At 61.5% G+C, this 17,713-nt stretch carries 10 protein-coding genes; 4 read left to right on the forward strand and 6 right to left on the reverse strand.

All coding sequences use genetic code 11. From position 1 onward, the window contains the following. Nucleotides 1-870: 870 nt before the first annotated feature. The gene (locus AC07W4_RS16035; protein ID WP_495033072.1) at nucleotides 871-2,034 is read left to right on the forward strand and encodes a type III PLP-dependent enzyme; all 1,164 of its coding nucleotides are present in this window, start codon (nucleotides 871-873) and stop codon (nucleotides 2,032-2,034) included. 159 nt (nucleotides 2,035-2,193) lie between these two features. Here AC07W4_RS16035 and AC07W4_RS16040 read toward each other — a convergent pair whose 3' ends face one another. After that, nucleotides 2,194-2,955, reverse strand: a complete 762-nt coding sequence (locus AC07W4_RS16040) for a tetratricopeptide repeat protein (protein ID WP_495033073.1) — start codon at nucleotides 2,953-2,955, stop codon at nucleotides 2,194-2,196. Then, nucleotides 2,956-3,636 (reverse strand): Fe2+-dependent dioxygenase, encoded by a 681-nt coding sequence (locus AC07W4_RS16045; protein ID WP_495033074.1) that lies wholly within the window; start codon nucleotides 3,634-3,636, stop codon nucleotides 2,956-2,958. 206 nt (nucleotides 3,637-3,842) lie between these two features. Between AC07W4_RS16045 and AC07W4_RS16050 the strand changes: the two genes are divergently transcribed. Together AC07W4_RS16050 and AC07W4_RS16055 are read left to right on the forward strand one after the other, a co-directional pair. Next, nucleotides 3,843-6,167: a TonB-dependent receptor gene (locus AC07W4_RS16050; RefSeq protein ID WP_495033075.1), complete on the forward strand. Its 2,325-nt coding sequence runs from the start codon at nucleotides 3,843-3,845 to the stop codon at nucleotides 6,165-6,167. A 249-nt stretch (nucleotides 6,168-6,416) separates the two neighbouring features. After that, the gene (locus AC07W4_RS16055; protein WP_495033076.1) at nucleotides 6,417-8,945 is read left to right on the forward strand and encodes a PepSY domain-containing protein; all 2,529 of its coding nucleotides are present in this window, start codon (nucleotides 6,417-6,419) and stop codon (nucleotides 8,943-8,945) included. A 135-nt stretch (nucleotides 8,946-9,080) separates the two neighbouring features. On the opposite strand, the gene AC07W4_RS16060 is transcribed toward AC07W4_RS16055, so the two are convergent. From AC07W4_RS16060 to ptsP, 4 genes are all read right to left on the reverse strand, one after another. After that, the gene (locus tag AC07W4_RS16060; protein ID WP_495033077.1) at nucleotides 9,081-10,622 is read right to left on the reverse strand and encodes an alkaline phosphatase D family protein; all 1,542 of its coding nucleotides are present in this window, start codon (nucleotides 10,620-10,622) and stop codon (nucleotides 9,081-9,083) included. Nucleotides 10,623-10,872: 250 nt separating this feature from the next. Beyond that, nucleotides 10,873-12,612: a PTS fructose-like transporter subunit IIB gene (locus AC07W4_RS16065; RefSeq protein ID WP_495033078.1), complete on the reverse strand. Its 1,740-nt coding sequence runs from the start codon at nucleotides 12,610-12,612 to the stop codon at nucleotides 10,873-10,875. 11 nt (nucleotides 12,613-12,623) lie between these two features. Next, the gene (pfkB, locus tag AC07W4_RS16070; RefSeq protein ID WP_008047427.1) at nucleotides 12,624-13,565 is read right to left on the reverse strand and encodes a 1-phosphofructokinase; all 942 of its coding nucleotides are present in this window, start codon (nucleotides 13,563-13,565) and stop codon (nucleotides 12,624-12,626) included. Further along, nucleotides 13,565-16,426 (reverse strand): phosphoenolpyruvate--protein phosphotransferase, encoded by a 2,862-nt coding sequence (gene ptsP, locus AC07W4_RS16075; RefSeq protein ID WP_495033079.1) that lies wholly within the window; start codon nucleotides 16,424-16,426, stop codon nucleotides 13,565-13,567. Before ptsP ends, pfkB begins: the two co-directional genes overlap by 1 nt. Before the next feature lie 290 nt (nucleotides 16,427-16,716). Between ptsP and cra the strand changes: the two genes are divergently transcribed. Further along, the gene (gene cra, locus AC07W4_RS16080) at nucleotides 16,717-17,712 is read left to right on the forward strand and encodes a catabolite repressor/activator (RefSeq protein WP_008047432.1); all 996 of its coding nucleotides are present in this window, start codon (nucleotides 16,717-16,719) and stop codon (nucleotides 17,710-17,712) included. Nucleotide 17,713: the final 1 nt, after the last annotated feature.

The raw sequence follows: 17,713 nt of genomic DNA on the forward strand, positions 1-17,713 counted from the left end.
CCAACATCGTGTCGCCTGCCGAGGCCGTGGTCGCCTGACAGCTCACATTACCGGGTAAAAATACAAAACCTGTGGGATTTTCCAGTGATTCGCAGGCCGGAAAAAAATATCAACAGTAGCGTCTGCAAAAGCTATCTGGAAACTTGCTCCGGAATAGTCAAATCCCCTCTCAGCCTACCTTTTCGCCGCCAACGTCGCCCATATTGTCGCCATCGTACTTCCTAGTGACTTAGCGTACAAAAGCGTCGAACGTGCAGGTATTTTTAACACTTCATAAATCTTCGGGAACATCCGACTGTCATCTGTGTCGGTTACAAAGAGTAATGCTCGTAACGCGCGTCAGAAGAGTGCAAAAACGCGACATTTTTTGTTGATCTCAAGCCCCTCACGCCCTAAAGTTCGCGCCGAACGTCCATGCTGGAAACGATCCATCCGGCTCAAGTACTGACGACGAGACAGCAAGGCCAAGGGAAAGCTGCACTTCCCATGGCCTTTTTGCTTTCGGCGACATGCCTTGGGAAGTAGGCGAACCAAAGTGGGGATACGGAGGACGTTCAGGAGGGTGTGTCATCAATGAATTCACGAGTACGCCGGAGCCTGCTTTTGCGCAGGGTAAGGCGCGAGGACCGAAGTTTGGTTGTTCCAAATAAGGTACGAGTAACGCAGCCCTGCGCAAAAGCAGGCCCGGCCCTTCGGGTTGTGTCTGAGCGCGCGCCATGCTGCGTTGTAGGCCTTGCGAAGGGAGTGGCCATTAGCGGTTGGCCTACGCCTTGCCTGGCACGCGCTCAGGCGCAACGTACTCGCGAATTCATTGATGACACACCCTCGCACCCATTGTTTTTACTCGTTTGCCATTAGGAGCTCCCAGGTATGTCGATCCAGGTCGAAGACTATTTCGCGCGCGAAACCTTTCAGAAAATGAAGGCGTTCGCCGACAAACAGGAAACCCCGTTCGTGGTGATCGACACCGCGATGATCAGCCAGGCCTATGACGACCTGCGCGCCGGTTTCGAATTCGCCAAGGTCTACTACGCGGTCAAGGCCAACCCGGCTGTGGAAATCATCGACCTGCTCAAAGAAAAAGGCTCGAGCTTCGACATTGCCTCTATCTATGAGCTGGACAAAGTGCTGGATCGCGGCGTCAGCGCCGACCAGATCAGCTACGGCAACACCATCAAGAAATCCAAGGACATCCGCTACTTCTACGAGAAGGGCGTGCGCCTGTTTGCCACCGACTCCGAAGCCGACCTGCGCAACATCGCCAAGGCCGCCCCGGGTGCTAAAGTTTATGTGCGCATCCTGACCGAAGGCTCGACCACCGCCGACTGGCCACTGTCGCGCAAATTCGGCTGCCAGACCGACATGGCCATGGACCTGCTGATCCTCGCTCGCGACCTGGGCCTGGTGCCTTACGGCATCTCGTTCCACGTTGGCTCGCAGCAGCGCGATATCAGCGTCTGGGACGCGGCGATCGCCAAGGTCAAAGTGATCTTCGAACGCCTGAAGGAAGAAGACGGCATTCACCTGAAGCTGATCAACATGGGCGGCGGCTTCCCGGCCAACTACATCACCCGCACCAACAGCCTGGAAACCTACGCCGAGGAAATCATCCGCTTCCTGAAGGAAGACTTCGGTGATGACCTGCCGGAAATCATCCTGGAACCAGGCCGCTCGTTGATCGCCAACGCCGGTATCCTGGTCAGCGAAGTGGTACTGGTCGCACGTAAATCCCGTACCGCGGTAGAGCGTTGGGTGTACACGGATGTGGGCAAGTTCTCCGGCCTGATCGAAACCATGGACGAAGCCATCAAGTTCCCGATCTGGACCGAGAAAAAGGGCGAGATGGAAGAAGTGGTCATCGCCGGCCCTACCTGCGACAGCGCCGACATCATGTACGAAAACTACAAGTACGGCCTGCCGCTGAACCTGGCCATCGGTGATCGCCTGTACTGGCTGTCGACCGGTGCGTACACCACCAGCTACAGCGCCGTCGAGTTCAATGGCTTCCCGCCGCTGAAGTCGTTCTACGTGTAAATACATCACACAGAAAGCAAAAAGCCCATGACACGTCATGGGCTTTTTGGTTTACGCAAATCCCTGTGGGAGCGAGCTTGCTCGCGATGGCGATAGCTCAGTCAACATTGATGTTGAATGTCATGACGTCATCGCGAGCAGGCTCGCTCCCACAAAAGCTCAAGAGACCGGGGTTAATTCTTCGACACGATTTTGGAATTCGTGGGCCAGTGCCTGGATCCTCGGATCGACCGCGCCCATCAGCGCCTGACTCGCCACTCGCAGAAAATTCAGGTTGCCAGCGGCCAACGCCTTGCGCAGCCAGACCAACGCATCCTCGATATTCCCTTCGTCGGTCAAGACCGCTGCAAAGCTGAACTGCCCGCGAAAGTCCCCGCCTTCGGCCGAACGCCGATACCAGTCACGGGCCGCTGCCGGATCCGCCGGACAGACCCGCCCTTCTTCCAGATACCGCCCCAACAGATTCATCGATTTTGCATGGCCCAACTCAGCCGCACGGCGATAGAGACTCAGTGCTTGAAGCTGATCCTCAACCACCCCACGTCCGGTGGCGAGCAGATTGGCGTAGTTGTACATCGCCCAATCCAGTCCGGCCTGCGCCGCGACTCGATAATGCCGTGCAGCAAGTGATGCATCGGCAGCACAACCCCAACCATGCTCATGACAACGGCCGAGCATGTTGCGCGCCATCACATGCCCGCGTCGCGCGGCGATGTCGAACCAACGCAGCGCCAGCGGCCGATCCTGAGCAATGCCCTGCCCATCCAGCAAAATCTGCCCGAGCAACGCCTGCGCATCAAGGACGTCTTCGCGGGCCGCGATCAGAATCGCCTGGGCCGCCCGGGCCGGGCTTTCGTCGAGCATCGCGCGCAGGCGCTCACCGTCGAGCATTTCCTCGCGGCGTAAACGAAAATCCGCCACTTACACCTCGACCCAGCGACGCAACAGGTTGTGATAGGTGCCGGTCAAGCGGATCAGCGATGGATGATCGGGCACATCGCGGGTCAGCTGCTGGATGGCCCCGTCCATCTCGAACAACAGGGCGCGCTGACTGTCTTCACGCACCAGGCTTTGGGTCCAGAAAAACGAGGCCAGTCGCGCTCCCCGCGTAACCGCATTGACCTTGTGCAGGCTGGTGCCGGGGTACAACACCATGTCGCCGGCGGGCAGCTTCACCCGTTGGGTGCCGAAGGTGTCCTGGATCTCCAGCTCGCCGCCGTCGTAATCCTGCGGCTCGCTGAAGAACAGCGTGGCGGACAAATCCGTGCGCACCCGCTCGATGCTGCCCTTGGGTTGACGCACCGCGTTGTCGATATGGAAGTCGAAACTGCCACCGGCGGTGTAACAGTTCAACAACGGAGGAAAGACTTTGTGCGGTAAGGCAGCTGACATGAACAGCGGATTTTTCCACAGCCGCTCCAGCATCGCCGCGCCGATCTCCTTGGCCAGCGGATGCCCTTCCGGCAACTGCAAATTGTGCTTGGCTTTCGCCGACTGGTAGCCGGCGGTGATCTTGCCATCCGCCCAATCGGCCTGCTCCAGAGCCTCGCGAATGCGCTGCACCTCGTCTTTTTCGAACAGGCCGGGAATGTGCAGCAGCATGACAAGACACCTGAAAACAAAGGGGCGCCAATGGTATTGATTCTTATTGCCTGTGTAAAACCCATCTGACGAATGAGTCAGCAAAAACCGTAAGGCTAAATTGTAAAGAATGTAAATTAAGTGCGAATAGTAATGTTTCGCAATTGTTACGAATACGTATTTACCCTATATTCCGCCGCCTCAAATCCTGGGGGAGGGGAATTCAAATGTCGCGTCAACAACCACAAGTACCGGTCAGTTCACCACGTTTGCTCGCATCGGCCATCGGCATGGCGATAACTGCCGGCTCTGCGGGCCATATGGTTTTCGCGGCGGAAAAAACCGACGAAAAAGCACCGGACAATGTGATTTCGCTGGGCGCCACCGCCATCACCGGCGAAGCCCAGGACGAGACGACCTACAACGTCGAGAAGGCCTCCTCGCCCAAGTACACTGCCCCGCTGATCGACACGCCGCGTTCAGTGACCGTTGTTCCGCAACAGGTCCTGAAGGACACCGGCTCGATGAACCTGCAGGACGCGCTGCGCACTGTTCCAGGTATCACCTTCGGTGCCGGTGAAGGTGGCAACCCCCAGGGTGACCGTCCGTTCATCCGCGGCTTCGATGCCCAGGGCGACACCTATCTGGACGGCGTGCGCGATACCGGTTCCCAGAGCCGAGAGATCTTCGCCGTTGAATCGATCGAAGTCAGCAAGGGCCCGAACTCCGCCATTGGCGGTCGTGGCGCAGCGGGCGGCAGTATCAACCTGGTCAGTAAGAAAGCTCACCTGGGCAATTCGCTCGACGGTGGTTTCACCTGGGGCTCCGACCAGACCCAGCGCTACACCTTCGACGGCAACTACCAGTTCACCGACACCGCCGCCGGCCGTCTGAACCTGCTGAGCCACGAGAGCAACGTCGCCGGACGTGACAGCGTCAACTACGACCGTTGGGGTGTTGCACCGTCCCTGGCTTTCGGCCTGGGTACGGACACACGCGTCAACCTCGACTACTACCATCTCGAAAGCAACGACCTGCCGGACTCGGGTATTCCGTACTCCATCCCGGTCGGTGGCTCTGCTGCCCGTACCAAGGCCAACCCGGACAAGCCGAATGACGGCGGCGACAGCAGCAACTTCTATGGTCTGACCGATCGCGACTTCCGCAAGACCCGCACCGACACCGCGACCTTCGCCATCGAGCACGACCTGAGCGACGCGCTGACCGTCAAGAACACCCTGCGTCACGGCACCAGCATGCAGGACTACATCCTGACCCAGCCGGACGACAGTAAAGGCAACGTCAACAACGGCAGCGTCTGGCGCCGCGCGAACACCCGCGTGAGCAACACCGAGACCACCACCAACCAGACCGATCTGTTTGGTGATGTGTACATCGCCGGGTTCAAGAACAGCTTCTCCACCGGTGTCGAATACACCCACGAGGAAAGCGAAAAGTCGACGTACAACGTCAACACGGACACCACCCCGAGAACGGCAGCAGCGACCACCAACTGCTCGCCGGCCCTGATCGGCGCGCCAAGCGGTTACAACTGCACCTCGCTGTCCAACCCGAACCCGAATGATCCGTGGAGCGGCGCCATCTCGCGCAACTATGCCGGCACCGATACCAAGGCCAACACCTACGCGCTGTATGTGTTCGACACCCTGACGTTGTCCGAGCAGTGGCTGGTGAATATGGGCCTGCGCTACGACCATTTCGACACCGAATACAAAACCTTCAACGGTTCCAGCGTGACCACGTCCAAGGGCGATGACACCAGCGAATTCGTTACCGGTCAGTTCGGCGTGGTGTACAAGCCAGCCGAAAACGGCAGCATCTATGCGTCTTACGCGACGTCCGCCACGCCACCGGGCAATACCCTGGGCGAAGGTTCGGAAGGCAACCCGCTGGGCGGCACGCCGGATCGCAACGGCAACCTGCTCAAAAGCGACATGGAGCCGGAAACCACCAAGAACTACGAAATCGGTACCAAGTGGGACCTGCTGAACGATCGTCTGTCCCTGACTGCCGACATCTTCCGCACCGAGAAAGAAAACGCTCGTGTGCAGACCAATACCACCACGTTTGAAAACGTCGGCAAAACCCGCGTTCAAGGTGTCGAACTGTCGGCCACCGGCAAGCTCACCGACAAATGGCAGGTCTTCGCCGGTTACGCCTACATGGACAGCGAGCAAATCGATGGTGGTGACCTGCCGGCCAACAAAGCCAACAACGGCAACGAACTGCCAAACACGCCGAAAAACAGCGCCAGCCTGTGGACGACCTACCAGGTCACGCCAAAGCTGACCATCGGTGGCGGTGCGTTCTATGTCGATGACGTGTTCGGCAGTGCCGCCAACACCACCATGGTTGATTCCTACGTTCGTTACGACGCAATGGCGGCCTACAAGCTGAGCAAAAACGTCGACCTGCAACTGAACGTGCAGAACCTGACCGACGAAACCTATTACGACAAGGCGTTCTCGACTCACTTCGCCAACCAGGCGGCCGGTCGCACCGCTTTGCTGAGCACCAACTTCCACTTCTGACAGGTGTCGAAACTGTGGGAGCGGGCTTGCTCCGGGCGGCGTTCCGACGAAAGCGGTGTATCAGCAGACATTGAGGTCGACTGACACGACGCCTTCGCGAGCAAGCCTGCTCCCACATGGAATGCACTCGAAAGACCAGGCCCCGTTCAACTGAACGGGGCTTTTGTGCGTAAAAAAGAATGCTTCTCGACAACCCCACGGCATAATGCGCGCCGTGATGAATCAATTTGAACGAACAAGGCGAGCGACGTGTTGAAGAAAACCCTGTTCCAGTTGCACTGGTTTTTCGGCATCAGCGCCGGGCTGGTCCTGGCCCTGATGGGCATCACCGGGGCGGCGGTGTCGTTTCAGGATGAAATTCTGAGCACACTCAATCCTTCTGTTTTACAGGTCGAGAAACAGGTCGCCGGTGTGCTGCCGCCCGTCGAACTGGTGGAGCGAATCGAAGCCGCATCGGGCAAAAAAGTCTCGATGCTCACGGTGGAAACCGACAGCGGCAACGCCGCCAAAGTGTGGTTCACCCCGCCGCCGGGTGAACGCCGTGGCGAGATGCGCTACTTCGACCCGTACACTGCCAAATTCCTCGGCGACGCCACCGGCCAGGGCTTTTTCGGCCTGATGCTGCAACTGCACCGCTTCCTCGCCATGGGTGACACGGGTCGGCAGATCACCGGTGCGTGCACGCTGATCCTGGTGTTCTTCTGCCTGTCCGGCCTGTACCTGCGCTGGCCTCGCCAGTGGAAAAGCTGGCGCGCCTGGCTGACCCTGGACTGGAAGAAAAAGGGCCGCAGCTTCAACTGGGACCTGCACTCGGTGGCCGGCACCTGGTGCCTGGTGTTTTACCTCCTGGCGGCACTGACCGGGTTGTCCTGGTCCTACGAGTGGTACAACAAAGGCCTGACACGCTTGCTCTCCGACTCTGCGCAGAGCGAACGCGTGCGCGGCGGTCGCGGCCCTGCGCCGAGCGGTCCGGCACCGACGGCCGATTACGCGGCAATGTGGAGCAGCATCTACAGCGCGGCCGGTCCGCAACTCAGTTCCTATAACGTACGCATGCCCCCCGTGGCCGGCCAACCAGCGACCGTGTACTTCCTGCTGAAAACTTCGCCTCACGACCGCGCCCTGAACCAGATCACCCTCGACCCGGCCACCGGCGTGGTCAAGCGCGTTGATCGCTACAGCGACAAGAGTCTCAAGGCGCAACTGCTGACCAGCATCTATGCGCTGCACGTCGGCAGTTACTTCGGCATCGTCGGGCGCATCATCCTGACCATCACCGCGCTGACCATGCCGCTGTTCTTCGTCACCGGCTGGATGCTGTACCTGGATCGTCGCCGCAAAAAACGCCAGATCAAGGATGCGCGCAAAGACCTCGTGCAAACCGCCAGCGATGCGCCTGCGTGGCTGATAGGCTTCGCCAGCCAAAGTGGTTTTGCCGAGCAGCTGGCATGGCAGACCGCCGGGCAATTGCAGGCCGCAGGCTTGCCGGTCAAGGTGCAGCCGTTGGCGGATGTCAGTGAGCAGGACTTGCATGAATCGAACAATGCCTTGTTCGTCGTCAGCACCTTCGGCGACGGCGAAGCACCGGACAGCGCCCGTGGGTTCGAGCGCAAGGTACTGGGCCGGGCACCGAGCCTGGGACGCCTGAATTACGCCGTCCTGGGGCTAGGCGACCGGCAGTACCAACACTTCTGCGGTTTCGCCAAACGCCTGCACGCCTGGCTGGGCGAACAGGGCGCAAAGACCCTGTTCGCCCCGGTGGAGGTCGACAGCGGTGACCCTTACGCCTTGCGTCACTGGCAACAGCAGTTGGGCCTGTTGACCGGCCAGGCCCCCGTGGATACCTGGCAAGCACCCAACTACGACAACTGGACTCTGCAGCGTCGTGAACTGCTCAACCCGGACAGCAGTGGTTCGCCGGTGTACTTGTTGGGCCTCAAGCCTCCTTCCACCAGCAGCTGGCTGGCGGGCGACCTGGTGGAAGTGATGCCGCGCAATTGCCCCTGGGCCATTGAGCACTTCCTCGACGGAATGGGGATCCACGGTGAAACCAGGGTGCAACTCAACGGCCTGGAAGAAACCCTCGAACAGGCCCTGGCCAGCCGCCAGTTGCCGGAGAACCGCGCCCACCTGGTCGGCCTGCACGCGCAGGCGCTGGTAGAGGCCCTCGTGCCGTTGGCCATGCGCGAGTATTCCATTGCCTCGATCCCGGCCGATGGCGTGCTGGAATTGATCGTGCGTCAGGAAGTGCATGCCGACGGCAACCTCGGCGTCGGTTCCGGCTGGCTGACCGAACACGCGCCGGTGGGCAGCTCCATCAGCCTGCGCGTGCGGCGCAACAGTGGTTTCCATCTGCCGGCCCAACCGGTGCCGATGATCCTGCTGGGCAACGGCACGGGCCTGGCCGGGTTGCGCAGCCTGCTCAAGGCACGGATTGCCGATGGTCAGCAACGCCACTGGCTGTTGTTTGGCGAGCGCCATCGCGAGCACGATTACCTGTGCCGCAAGGAACTGGAGGAGTGGCTGATCAATGGTGATCTGGCGCTCCTTGACCTGGCGTTTTCCCGCGACCAGGCCGAAAAGATTTATGTACAGGATCGCCTGCGTGAATCGGCAGCCGAACTCGAGAAGTGGCTGGCGGACGGTGCGGTGATCTACATCTGCGGCAGCCTTCAAGGCATGGCTTCGGGCGTGGACCAGGTGCTCAACGAGGTACTGGGCGCCGCCAAAGTGGAGCGCCTGATCGAACAGGGCCGCTACCGCCGCGACGTGTACTGATTCACCACATCCCAATGTGGGAGCGGCGGTGCGGCGATCCGACTTGCTCGCGAAAGCGGAGTGTCAGCAAAGATGATTTCGACTGACACGACGCCTTCGCGAGCAAGCCCGCTCCCACATGGGTTCATGGGTGAATCAAACCGGCTGCAGCTTCTGCTCGAACACCGATACCCCGTCCAGATCCCGTAACACCACGCTCAACTCCCCGCTCTGCCCATCGATATTCACCTCGCCAAAAAACTGAAACCCGGCAAACGGCGAGACGTTCTGCGCTGGCGGCGCCTTTTCGAACACCACTTCAGGACCAAAGGTTTTATCCAGCGTGTTCGGTCCAAAGCTTCCGGCATTCAGCGGCCCGGCAACGAACTCCCAGAACGGTTCGAAATCCTGGAACGCCGCCCGATCCGGGTGGTAATGATGGGCCGCGCAGTAATGCACATCCGCGGTCAGGAACAGGAAATTGCGCACCTGCTGCGCCCGCAGGAAACCGAGCAGTTCGGCGATTTCCAGTTCGCGCCCCTGGGCCGGGCCGGGGTCACCGTTGGCCACCGCTTCCCAACGCGCGACACCGGGGCTGACCTCGCCGTCGGGCACGCCGAGGCCAATGGGCATGTCGGCGGCTATCACTTTCCATTGCGCCTTCGAGGCCTGCATTTCGCGTTTGAGCCAGTCCAGTTGCTCACGCCCGAGGAAAGGTTTTTCAGCGCCCAGATTGTCATCGTTGGCCCCGCGATAACTGCGCATGTCCAGCACGAAAACATCGAGCTGCGGCCCGTAACCCAGCTTGCGATAGATCCGCCCGCCACCATCGCCGCTCTGCAAACGCATCGGCGCGTATTCGAGCCAGGCCTGGCGTGCGCGGCCCACCAGGCTGTGGATATCCTTGTCCTGGTAACGCGCATCCAGCTGCTTGCCCGGCGACCAGTTGTTCACCACTTCGTGATCGTCCCATTGCCAAATCTGCGGGACTTCGGCGTTGAAGCGACGGATGTTTTCGTCCATCAGGTTATAGCGGTAATTACCGCGATACTCATCGAGGGTCTCGGCGACTTTGCTCTTGGCCTCGGTGGTGATGTTGCGCCACACCCGGCCGCCTTCGGTGGTGAGCTGCGCCGGTATCGGGCCGTCGGCGTAAATGGTGTCGCCGCTGTGGATAAAAAAGTCCGGCAAACGCAGGCGCATTGCTTCGTAGATGCGCATGCCACCAATGTCCGGGTTGATGCCGAAGCCCTGGCCGACGGTGTCGCCGCTCCAGACAAAACGGAGGTCGCGCCGGGTTTGCGGCACGCTGCGCAAGTGACCGAACCAGGGCTCGCTGGCGACGCCGCTCTGGGCGTCCTCGAACTGCACGCGATAGAAAATCGCCTGGCCGGCGGGCAGCCCGGTGAGTTCGACCCGCGCAGTGAAATCGGTGCGCGCATCGACCAGGGACGAGACGAATCGCCGGGGGCTGGGAAACAGACTGCGGGTGTCCCACTCCACCACCATCCGCGCGGGGCGGTCGCAGCGGCTCCAGATGATCGCCCGGTCGCCCAACAGGTCGCCGGACTGCACGCCGTCGGTGAGTTGCGGCCGATCCTTGACCGAAGCGATCACCGCCGGCGCCAGCCCCGGCAACAACAGCCCGGCGCCGACCGCTTGCATGACACGACGGCGCCCGAGGTTGAAATCGCTCATGGTGTTCTCCCTGAAAAAGGAAAAACTTAAGCATGGCCGTGTGACCCACACATGACACACGGAATCCGCATTTTGTAGCAGCTGCCGAAGGCGGCGTTCGGCTGCGCAGCAGTCGTAAAATCAGAGTTCGCGGTACGTCAGAGAGATCGTGCAAGGCGGATTTACGACTGCTACGCAGCCGAACGCAGGCTTCGCCAGCTGCTACAGGGGATCGCATTTCATATGTAGGAGCTGGCTGCGATCTTTTGATCTAGGCCTTGGCCGGCTCCAGTACCAACTCCACATCTTCCGGCCGCTTGACCAGCACATACACCACCGCCGTCAACAGGCTCCCCGCCACAATCGCCAGCAAATAAAGCAGCGCATGGTTGATCGCATTCGGGATCGCCATCACGAACAACCCTCCATGGGGCGCCATCAACTTGCAACCGAAATACATCGACAGCGCACCGGTCAGCGCACCGCCGGCGATGCTCGCCGGAATCACCCGCAGCGGATCCTTGGCTGCAAATGGAATCGCCCCTTCGGAGATGAAGCACAGCCCCAGCACCAGCGCTGCCTTACCGGCCTCGCGCTCGGCCTGGGCGAACTTGCGGCGGGCAATGAACGTGGCGATGCCCAGGCCGATCGGCGGCACCATGCCGGCCGCCATGGTCGCCGCCATCGGCGCGTAACTCTGCGACGCCAGCAAGCCCACCGAGAAGGCATAGGCCGCCTTGTTGATCGGCCCGCCGAGGTCGACGCACATCATGCCGCCCAGCAGCACACCCAGCAGAATCGCGTTGGTGGTACCCATGCTGTCGAGGAAGTGCGTGAGCCCGGCAAGCATCCCGGCCACCGGTTTGCCGACCACGTAGATCATCACCAGACCGGTGAACAGACTCGCCAGCAGCGGGATGATCAGGATCGGCTTGAGCGCCTCAAGACTTTGCGGCAACCGCGCATAACGGTTGATCGCCTTGGCCGCGTAACCGGCAAGAAAACCTGCAATGATCCCGCCGATGAAACCGGCGCCCAGGGTGCTCGCCAGCATGCCACCGATCATCCCCGGCGCGAGGCCCGGACGGTCGGCAATGGAATAGGCGATATAACCCGCCAACAGAGGCACCATCAGCTTGAACGCAGTGTCGCCGCCGATCTGCATCAACGCCGCCGCCAGCGTGCCCTCTTCCTTGAACGCGGTAATGCCGAACACGAACGACAAGGCGATCATCAAGCCACCGGCGACCACCATCGGCAACATGAACGACACGCCGGTCAGCAGGTGTTTATAGACGCCCGTCTTCTCCTGTTTGGCCGTTGTTTTGCCAACGCTCGATGCGCTTTCCTGCTGGCCTTCGGCCAAGGCCTTTTTCAAGGTCGCCTCTGCTTGCTTGAGGGCAATGCCGGTGCCACAGCGATAGATTTTCTTGCCGGCGAAACGCTCGGTGGCGACTTCGATATCGGCCGCCAGCAGCACCACATCGGCCTCGGCAATCGCTTCTGCGCTCAACGGATTGCGCGCACCGACCGAGCCCTGGGTTTCCACCTGCAGGTCATAGCCCAGGCGCTTGGCCGCTTGCTGCAAGGCCTCGGCGGCCATGAACGTGTGAGCGACGCCCGTCGGGCACGCGGTGACGGCCACCAGTCGTGGCGTGTTCCGGACAACCGCCACCGGTTCGACGACGGCCTCTTCGGCGGCGTAAACCTGAGCCTCCCGTGCTCCACGCCGCAGCACGGATTCCACGTCCTGCAGGGCTTGGGCCGGAGTACTCTGGAACACCCGCTTGCCGACAAACCGCGACATGTCCACGGGCGCGCTGGTCACCAGCAGCACCCACTCGGCCGCGTCGAGGATGGCCGCCGACAGTTGTTTTTCGGGATGCGCGGCATCGGTGACTTCGACGCTGGTGCTCCAGCCCTGGCGCTGGGCCGCGGCATCGAGCAGCCGGGCACACAGCACACTGGTAACCATGCCGTTCGGGCAGGCCGTTACGATGGCTAACTTCATGACAAACCCTCTTATTGTTCTGTCAGGGGACGCACGCGTACACCCTGTTCGAGCTGCGCCAGTTGCGCTGCATCGCCAATGCCGAATCCGATCTGGGTCACTGCCATCGCGGCAATCGCCGTGGCGGTGCGCAAGGTCTGCTCAGGCGTATCGGCACTGAGCAAACCGTGGAGCATCCCCGCCAGCAACGAATCACCCGCACCCACCGTGCTGGCGACGTTGACCCTGGGTGGCGTGGCATGCAATGCAGAGCCGACGCTGAACCAGTTCACGCCTTCGGCACCGTGGGAGATCACTACATGCTCGATGCCTTGGGCGTGCAAACGCTCCGCCGCTATGGATTGGGCGCTGACTGACACGACCTCGCAGTCCAGCACCTCGGCCAGCTCTTCAGTGTTGGGCTTGATCAGCCACGGGCCCGCTTTCAGCGCTGCACGCAACGCCTCGCCGCTGGTGTCGAGGGCGACGTTCAGCCCCAGGTTCTTCAAGCGCAAGATCAACGCCTGCAACCATTGCGCACTGACGCCCAACGGCAAGCTTCCGGCGACAACCACCGCATCGTGCCCCGGGGCAATCTGCTCCAGTCGATCGATCAAGGCCTGCTGCGCCGCTTCGCTGACCTGCGGCCCCGGCCCGTTGATGTCGGTGATGCACCCGTCGCTTTCCGCCAGTTTGATATTGCTGCGGGTCTCGCCCGGAACACGGATGAAGGCATCGACAAAACCGCGTTTGGCGAACAAAGTTTCGAACGCTTGCAGGTTGTCTTCGCCGAGAAAGCCACTGACGGTCAGCTGATGCCCCAGGTCCGCCAGCACTTGCGCCACGTTCACGCCTTTGCCGGCTGCGTGGGTGTGCATCACATCGCTGCGGTTGACCTGGCCGGCTTCAAGGCGCGGCAACTGGACGGTCAGGTCCAGCGCCGGGTTGAGGGTCAGGGTGAGAATCCGAGCCATTACAGGGCCTCCACTAATGCACGCACTTCGTTGGCGCTGCCCACGGCCAGGGCCTGACGGGCAAGGGTTTGAGTCTGAGTGAAGCCCAGCTCGCGAATCCGCGCCTTGACCTCGGCAATGCTGCGCGCCCCGACGCTGAGTTCATCCACCCCGAGGCCGACCAGCACCGGCACCGCCAGCGGGTCGGCCGCGAGCTCACCGCACACACCGACCCATTTGCCATGAGCATGGGCCGCGCGCACGGTGATGTCGATCAGTTGCAGCACCGCCGGATGCAAGCCATCGGCCTGGGCCGACAGCGTCGGATGACCACGGTCGATGGCCAGGGTGTATTGGGTCAGGTCGTTGGTACCGACGCTGAAAAAGTCGACCTCCTGGGCCAGCACCGGCGCCAGCAACGCCGCCGACGGCACTTCGATCATGATTCCCAGTTGCAGGTCGGCGACCGGGATTTCCTGGCGCAGGCGTTCGGTCATGTCACGGGCCTGGCGCCACTCGTCGACGCTGCCCACCATCGGGAACATGATCCGCAGCGGCCGGTTGTCGGCAGCCCGCAGCAAGGCGCGCAGTTGCGCTTCCATGATCTGCGGGCGCTGCAAGGTCAGGCGAATGCCGCGCACGCCGAGGAAGGGATTTTCTTCCTTCGCAATCGGCCAGTACGGCAGCGGTTTGTCGCCACCGACATCGAGGGTGCGCACCACCAGCGGCCGACCGGCCAGACCATCGAGGACGCGGCGGTACTCGACTTCCTGGGTCGCCTCATCAGGTGCTTGCGGATGGGCCATGAAAATCAGTTCGGTGCGCAACAGGCCAATGCCTTCGGCACCCTGCTCCACCGCGCCGGTCACGCCGGCGCTTTCACCAATGTTGGCGAACACTTCGACGGCGTGGCCATCGGTGGTCAGCGCGGATTCATGGCGCCGCTCAGCAGCCGCCTTCAAGCGTTGCTCGCGGGTATCGCGTTCGGCCGTGGCGCGTTGCAAGGTCGCCGCGTCAGCGTCCACATGCAGGCGACCACGCTGACCATCGAGCAGCAACGGCGTACCCGGCGCCAGCAGCAAAACACCGGCACCGGCGCCGACCAGTGCCGGGATGCCCAGGGCCCGGGCGACAATCGCACTGTGTGCCGTAGCACCTCCCCGGGCGGTGAGAATCCCCGCCACGCGAGCGGGGTCGAGACGCGCGACGTCGGACGGGCCGACCTCGTCCATCACCAGAATGTACGGTTGATCCGGTTCACTCGGTGTTTCGATGCCGCTGAGTTGCATCAGCACCCGACGTCCGATGTCACGCAAGTCGGCCGCACGCTCGGCGAGCAAGGCATCCTGCAACGCTTCCTGCTGCCGGGCCGCTGCTTCAATCACGGCCATCCACGCCGCCTCGGCGCTTTCGCCCTGCTTGAGGCGCGTATCGACCTCATCGGTGAGTTCCGGGTCGTCGAGCATCTCCTGGTGGGTGATGAAGATTTCGCGGATGGCTTTGCTCTTGCTGCGCTCGATCAGGCCCTGGATGTCACTGCGTACCTGCGCCAGGGCGTGCTGGAGACGCTCGCGCTCGATGCCGGCGGACTCGCCGCGCAACGGGTAATCGATGGTTTGCAGCACTTGAATATGCGCCGGGCCGATGGCGATCCCCGGGGCGGCTGCAATCGCCTGAGTCACGCTGCCTGACACCGGGGCGAGGACCACTTCGGCCATATCGGCAACGACTTCGCGCGCCTGGCTGACCGGCGGCAGCGGTTCGACTTCCTCGCCGAGGCCTTCTTCGATGGCGGCCAACAAGGCAGGCAATGCATCGGCCGCGATGCCCGGTTCGGCGATGATTTCCAGGACCTGCCCACGACGGGCGCCGAGGCTGAGCAACTTGCTCAAGCTCTTTACCGACACGGCGCTGTCGTGACCATCGACGATGCGCACGCGGATGTCGCCCTCAAAACTCTTTGCCAGTTGCGCGAGGATTTTCGCCGGGCGCGCATGCAAACCGTGGGCGTTGGCCAACGCAATTCGCGCGCTGGGCCAGTCGGCGGGCACTTCACCACCGAGCACTTCGAGAACCTTGCGGCTGCTGGTGGCGCGCCCCAACTCATGGCCACGCCCTTCGATCAACAACGCGCACAGGCGTTCGAGCAAGGCTTGATGGGCCTCACCGAGGCTGGCCAGGCAGAACAGTCCATTGAGCGGCTGGCCGAGATAACGCAGGGGTTTGTCCGGGGTGACGAAGGCCAGGCCCGGACGCTTCACCGTTTGCTCGCTGTGTAGCCACCACAGGCCATCGCCCAGGGGCAGTGCTTCAACCTGCTGCAGCACGGCGGAGAAACCGTTGCTCACGCAGTCGGCCTGCCGCAGCAAACGAGCACCGCGCCAGACCAGTTCTTCGAAATCTTCGGCCGCCACACCGAGGCCGATCATCTGCGCATCCAGCGCCAGCTCCTGCGGTGCGCCTTGCAGCAACTTCAGCAAGGCTTCGGCGGACCCGGCGCGACGCAGGGCCTGGCCCAGGTCAGTCTCGCCGAGCGCGCGGGTGAGCAATTGCAACAGGCGCAGATGCTCATCGGATTTGGCGGCGATACCGATCGCCAGGTAAACGATATGACCATCGCCCCAGTCCACACCTTCAGGGAACTGCATCAGACGCACACCGGTGGTGAACACCAGGTCGCGGGTTTCGGGCGTACCGTGGGGGATGGCAATACCTTGACCGAGAAAGGTCGAGCCCTGGGCTTCCCGCGCCTGCAAACCGGCGAGATACCCCTCGGCAACCAGGCCGTCGGCGACCAGATGCCGGGCCAGCAATTGCAGCGCTGCGCACTTGTCCACAGCCGACTGGCCCATGGAAATCTGCTCTACAGTGAGCTCGAGCATGCTTTCTCCTTTTTGGCGCCTTGGGGCACCAGGTATTGTTTTGAATGAGTCAGCTTAGGCGCTTGGTCATCGCTTTTGGCGGTTTCACGGCAGAACCGGCCAAAGGCACCTAAAACGTAGAAAATACGCCTGCTGAAACGTTTAATCTAGATCGATTGGCACGTTACTCGATATTGGCCCATCCTTGAAGCCCAACTTGTCGGATGCGTTGCGACAATGGTCGCCTGCCTTAATCGGTTAGGATTGACGAAAATGTCGAGGCAATCTCGAAAAAACAAGGAAACAGCGGGTTGAAACTCAGCGATATCGCCCAGTTGGCCGGTGTGTCCGTCACCACCGCCAGCTATGTCATCAATGGCAAGGCCGAACAACAGCGCATCAGTAGCGCTACCGTCGAACGCGTGCGCGCGGTCGTCGAACAACATGGCTTCACGCCTAACCCACAGGCTGCCGGTTTGCGCAGCCGGCACACCCGCACATTGGGGTTCATTCTGCCGGATCTGGAAAACCCCAGTTACGCGCGAATCGCCAAATTGCTGGAGCAAGGTGCGCGGGCCCGGGGTTATCAGTTACTGATCGCCAGTTCCGACGATGCACCAGACAGCGAACGGCAATTGCTGCAACTGTTCCGCGCCCGGCGCTGCGACGCACTGATCGTTGCCAGCTGCCTGCCGGCCGGCGACGACAGCTATCGCCAGTTACAGGCCAAGGGCATTCCGATCATCGCCATCGACCGGGTCATGGAACCCGAGCATTTCTGTTCGGTGATCAGTGACGACCGCGAAGCCAGTCTGCAACTGACCCGCAGTCTGCTCGATCCGTTGCCCAAACAGATCGCGCTGATCGGCGCCCGCCCGGAGCTGAGCATCAGCCAGGAACGTTGCGCCGGCTTCAAGGAGGCGCTCGCCGGGTTCAGCGGCGAGGTGCTGATCGAAGAAGGCGAGTCCTTCAGCCGTGAGTGCGGCAAACAACTGATGGAAGAGTTGCTGCAGCGCCTGGGCCATTTGCCCGATGCCCTGGTGACCACATCCTACGTGCTGCTTCAGGGCGTGTTCGATGCGCTGCACGACTTCCCGCTGAAAAACCGCCCGCTGCGCCTCGGCACATTCGGCGACACCCAGTTGCTGGACTTCCTGCCGCTGCCGGTCAACGCCATGGCCCAGCAACACCAGTTGATCGCCGACAAGGCCCTCGCGCTGGCCCTGGCAGCCATCGAGCAGTCGGATTACCGGCCCGGCGTGCAAGCCATCGCGCGCACGTTCAAGCAGCGTATTCGCCAGGACTGAA

The organism is Pseudomonas sp. GW821-FHT02A08, from assembly GCF_059422045.1.

Excerpts from the sequence above, each read along its gene's own strand:
- AC07W4_RS16035 (WP_495033072.1), top strand. The coding sequence starts at position 871 with ATGTCGATCCAGGTCGAAGACTATTTCGCGCGCGAAACCTTTCAGAAA.
- AC07W4_RS16045 (WP_495033074.1), bottom strand. The coding sequence starts at position 3,636 with ATGCTGCTGCACATTCCCGGCCTGTTCGAAAAAGACGAGGTGCAGCGC.
- AC07W4_RS16050 (WP_495033075.1), top strand. The coding sequence starts at position 3,843 with ATGTCGCGTCAACAACCACAAGTACCGGTCAGTTCACCACGTTTGCTC.
- AC07W4_RS16060 (WP_495033077.1), bottom strand. The coding sequence starts at position 10,622 with ATGAGCGATTTCAACCTCGGGCGCCGTCGTGTCATGCAAGCGGTCGGC.
- AC07W4_RS16065 (WP_495033078.1), bottom strand. The coding sequence starts at position 12,612 with ATGAAGTTAGCCATCGTAACGGCCTGCCCGAACGGCATGGTTACCAGT.
- pfkB (WP_008047427.1), bottom strand. The coding sequence starts at position 13,565 with ATGGCTCGGATTCTCACCCTGACCCTCAACCCGGCGCTGGACCTGACC.
- ptsP (WP_495033079.1), bottom strand. The coding sequence starts at position 16,426 with ATGCTCGAGCTCACTGTAGAGCAGATTTCCATGGGCCAGTCGGCTGTG.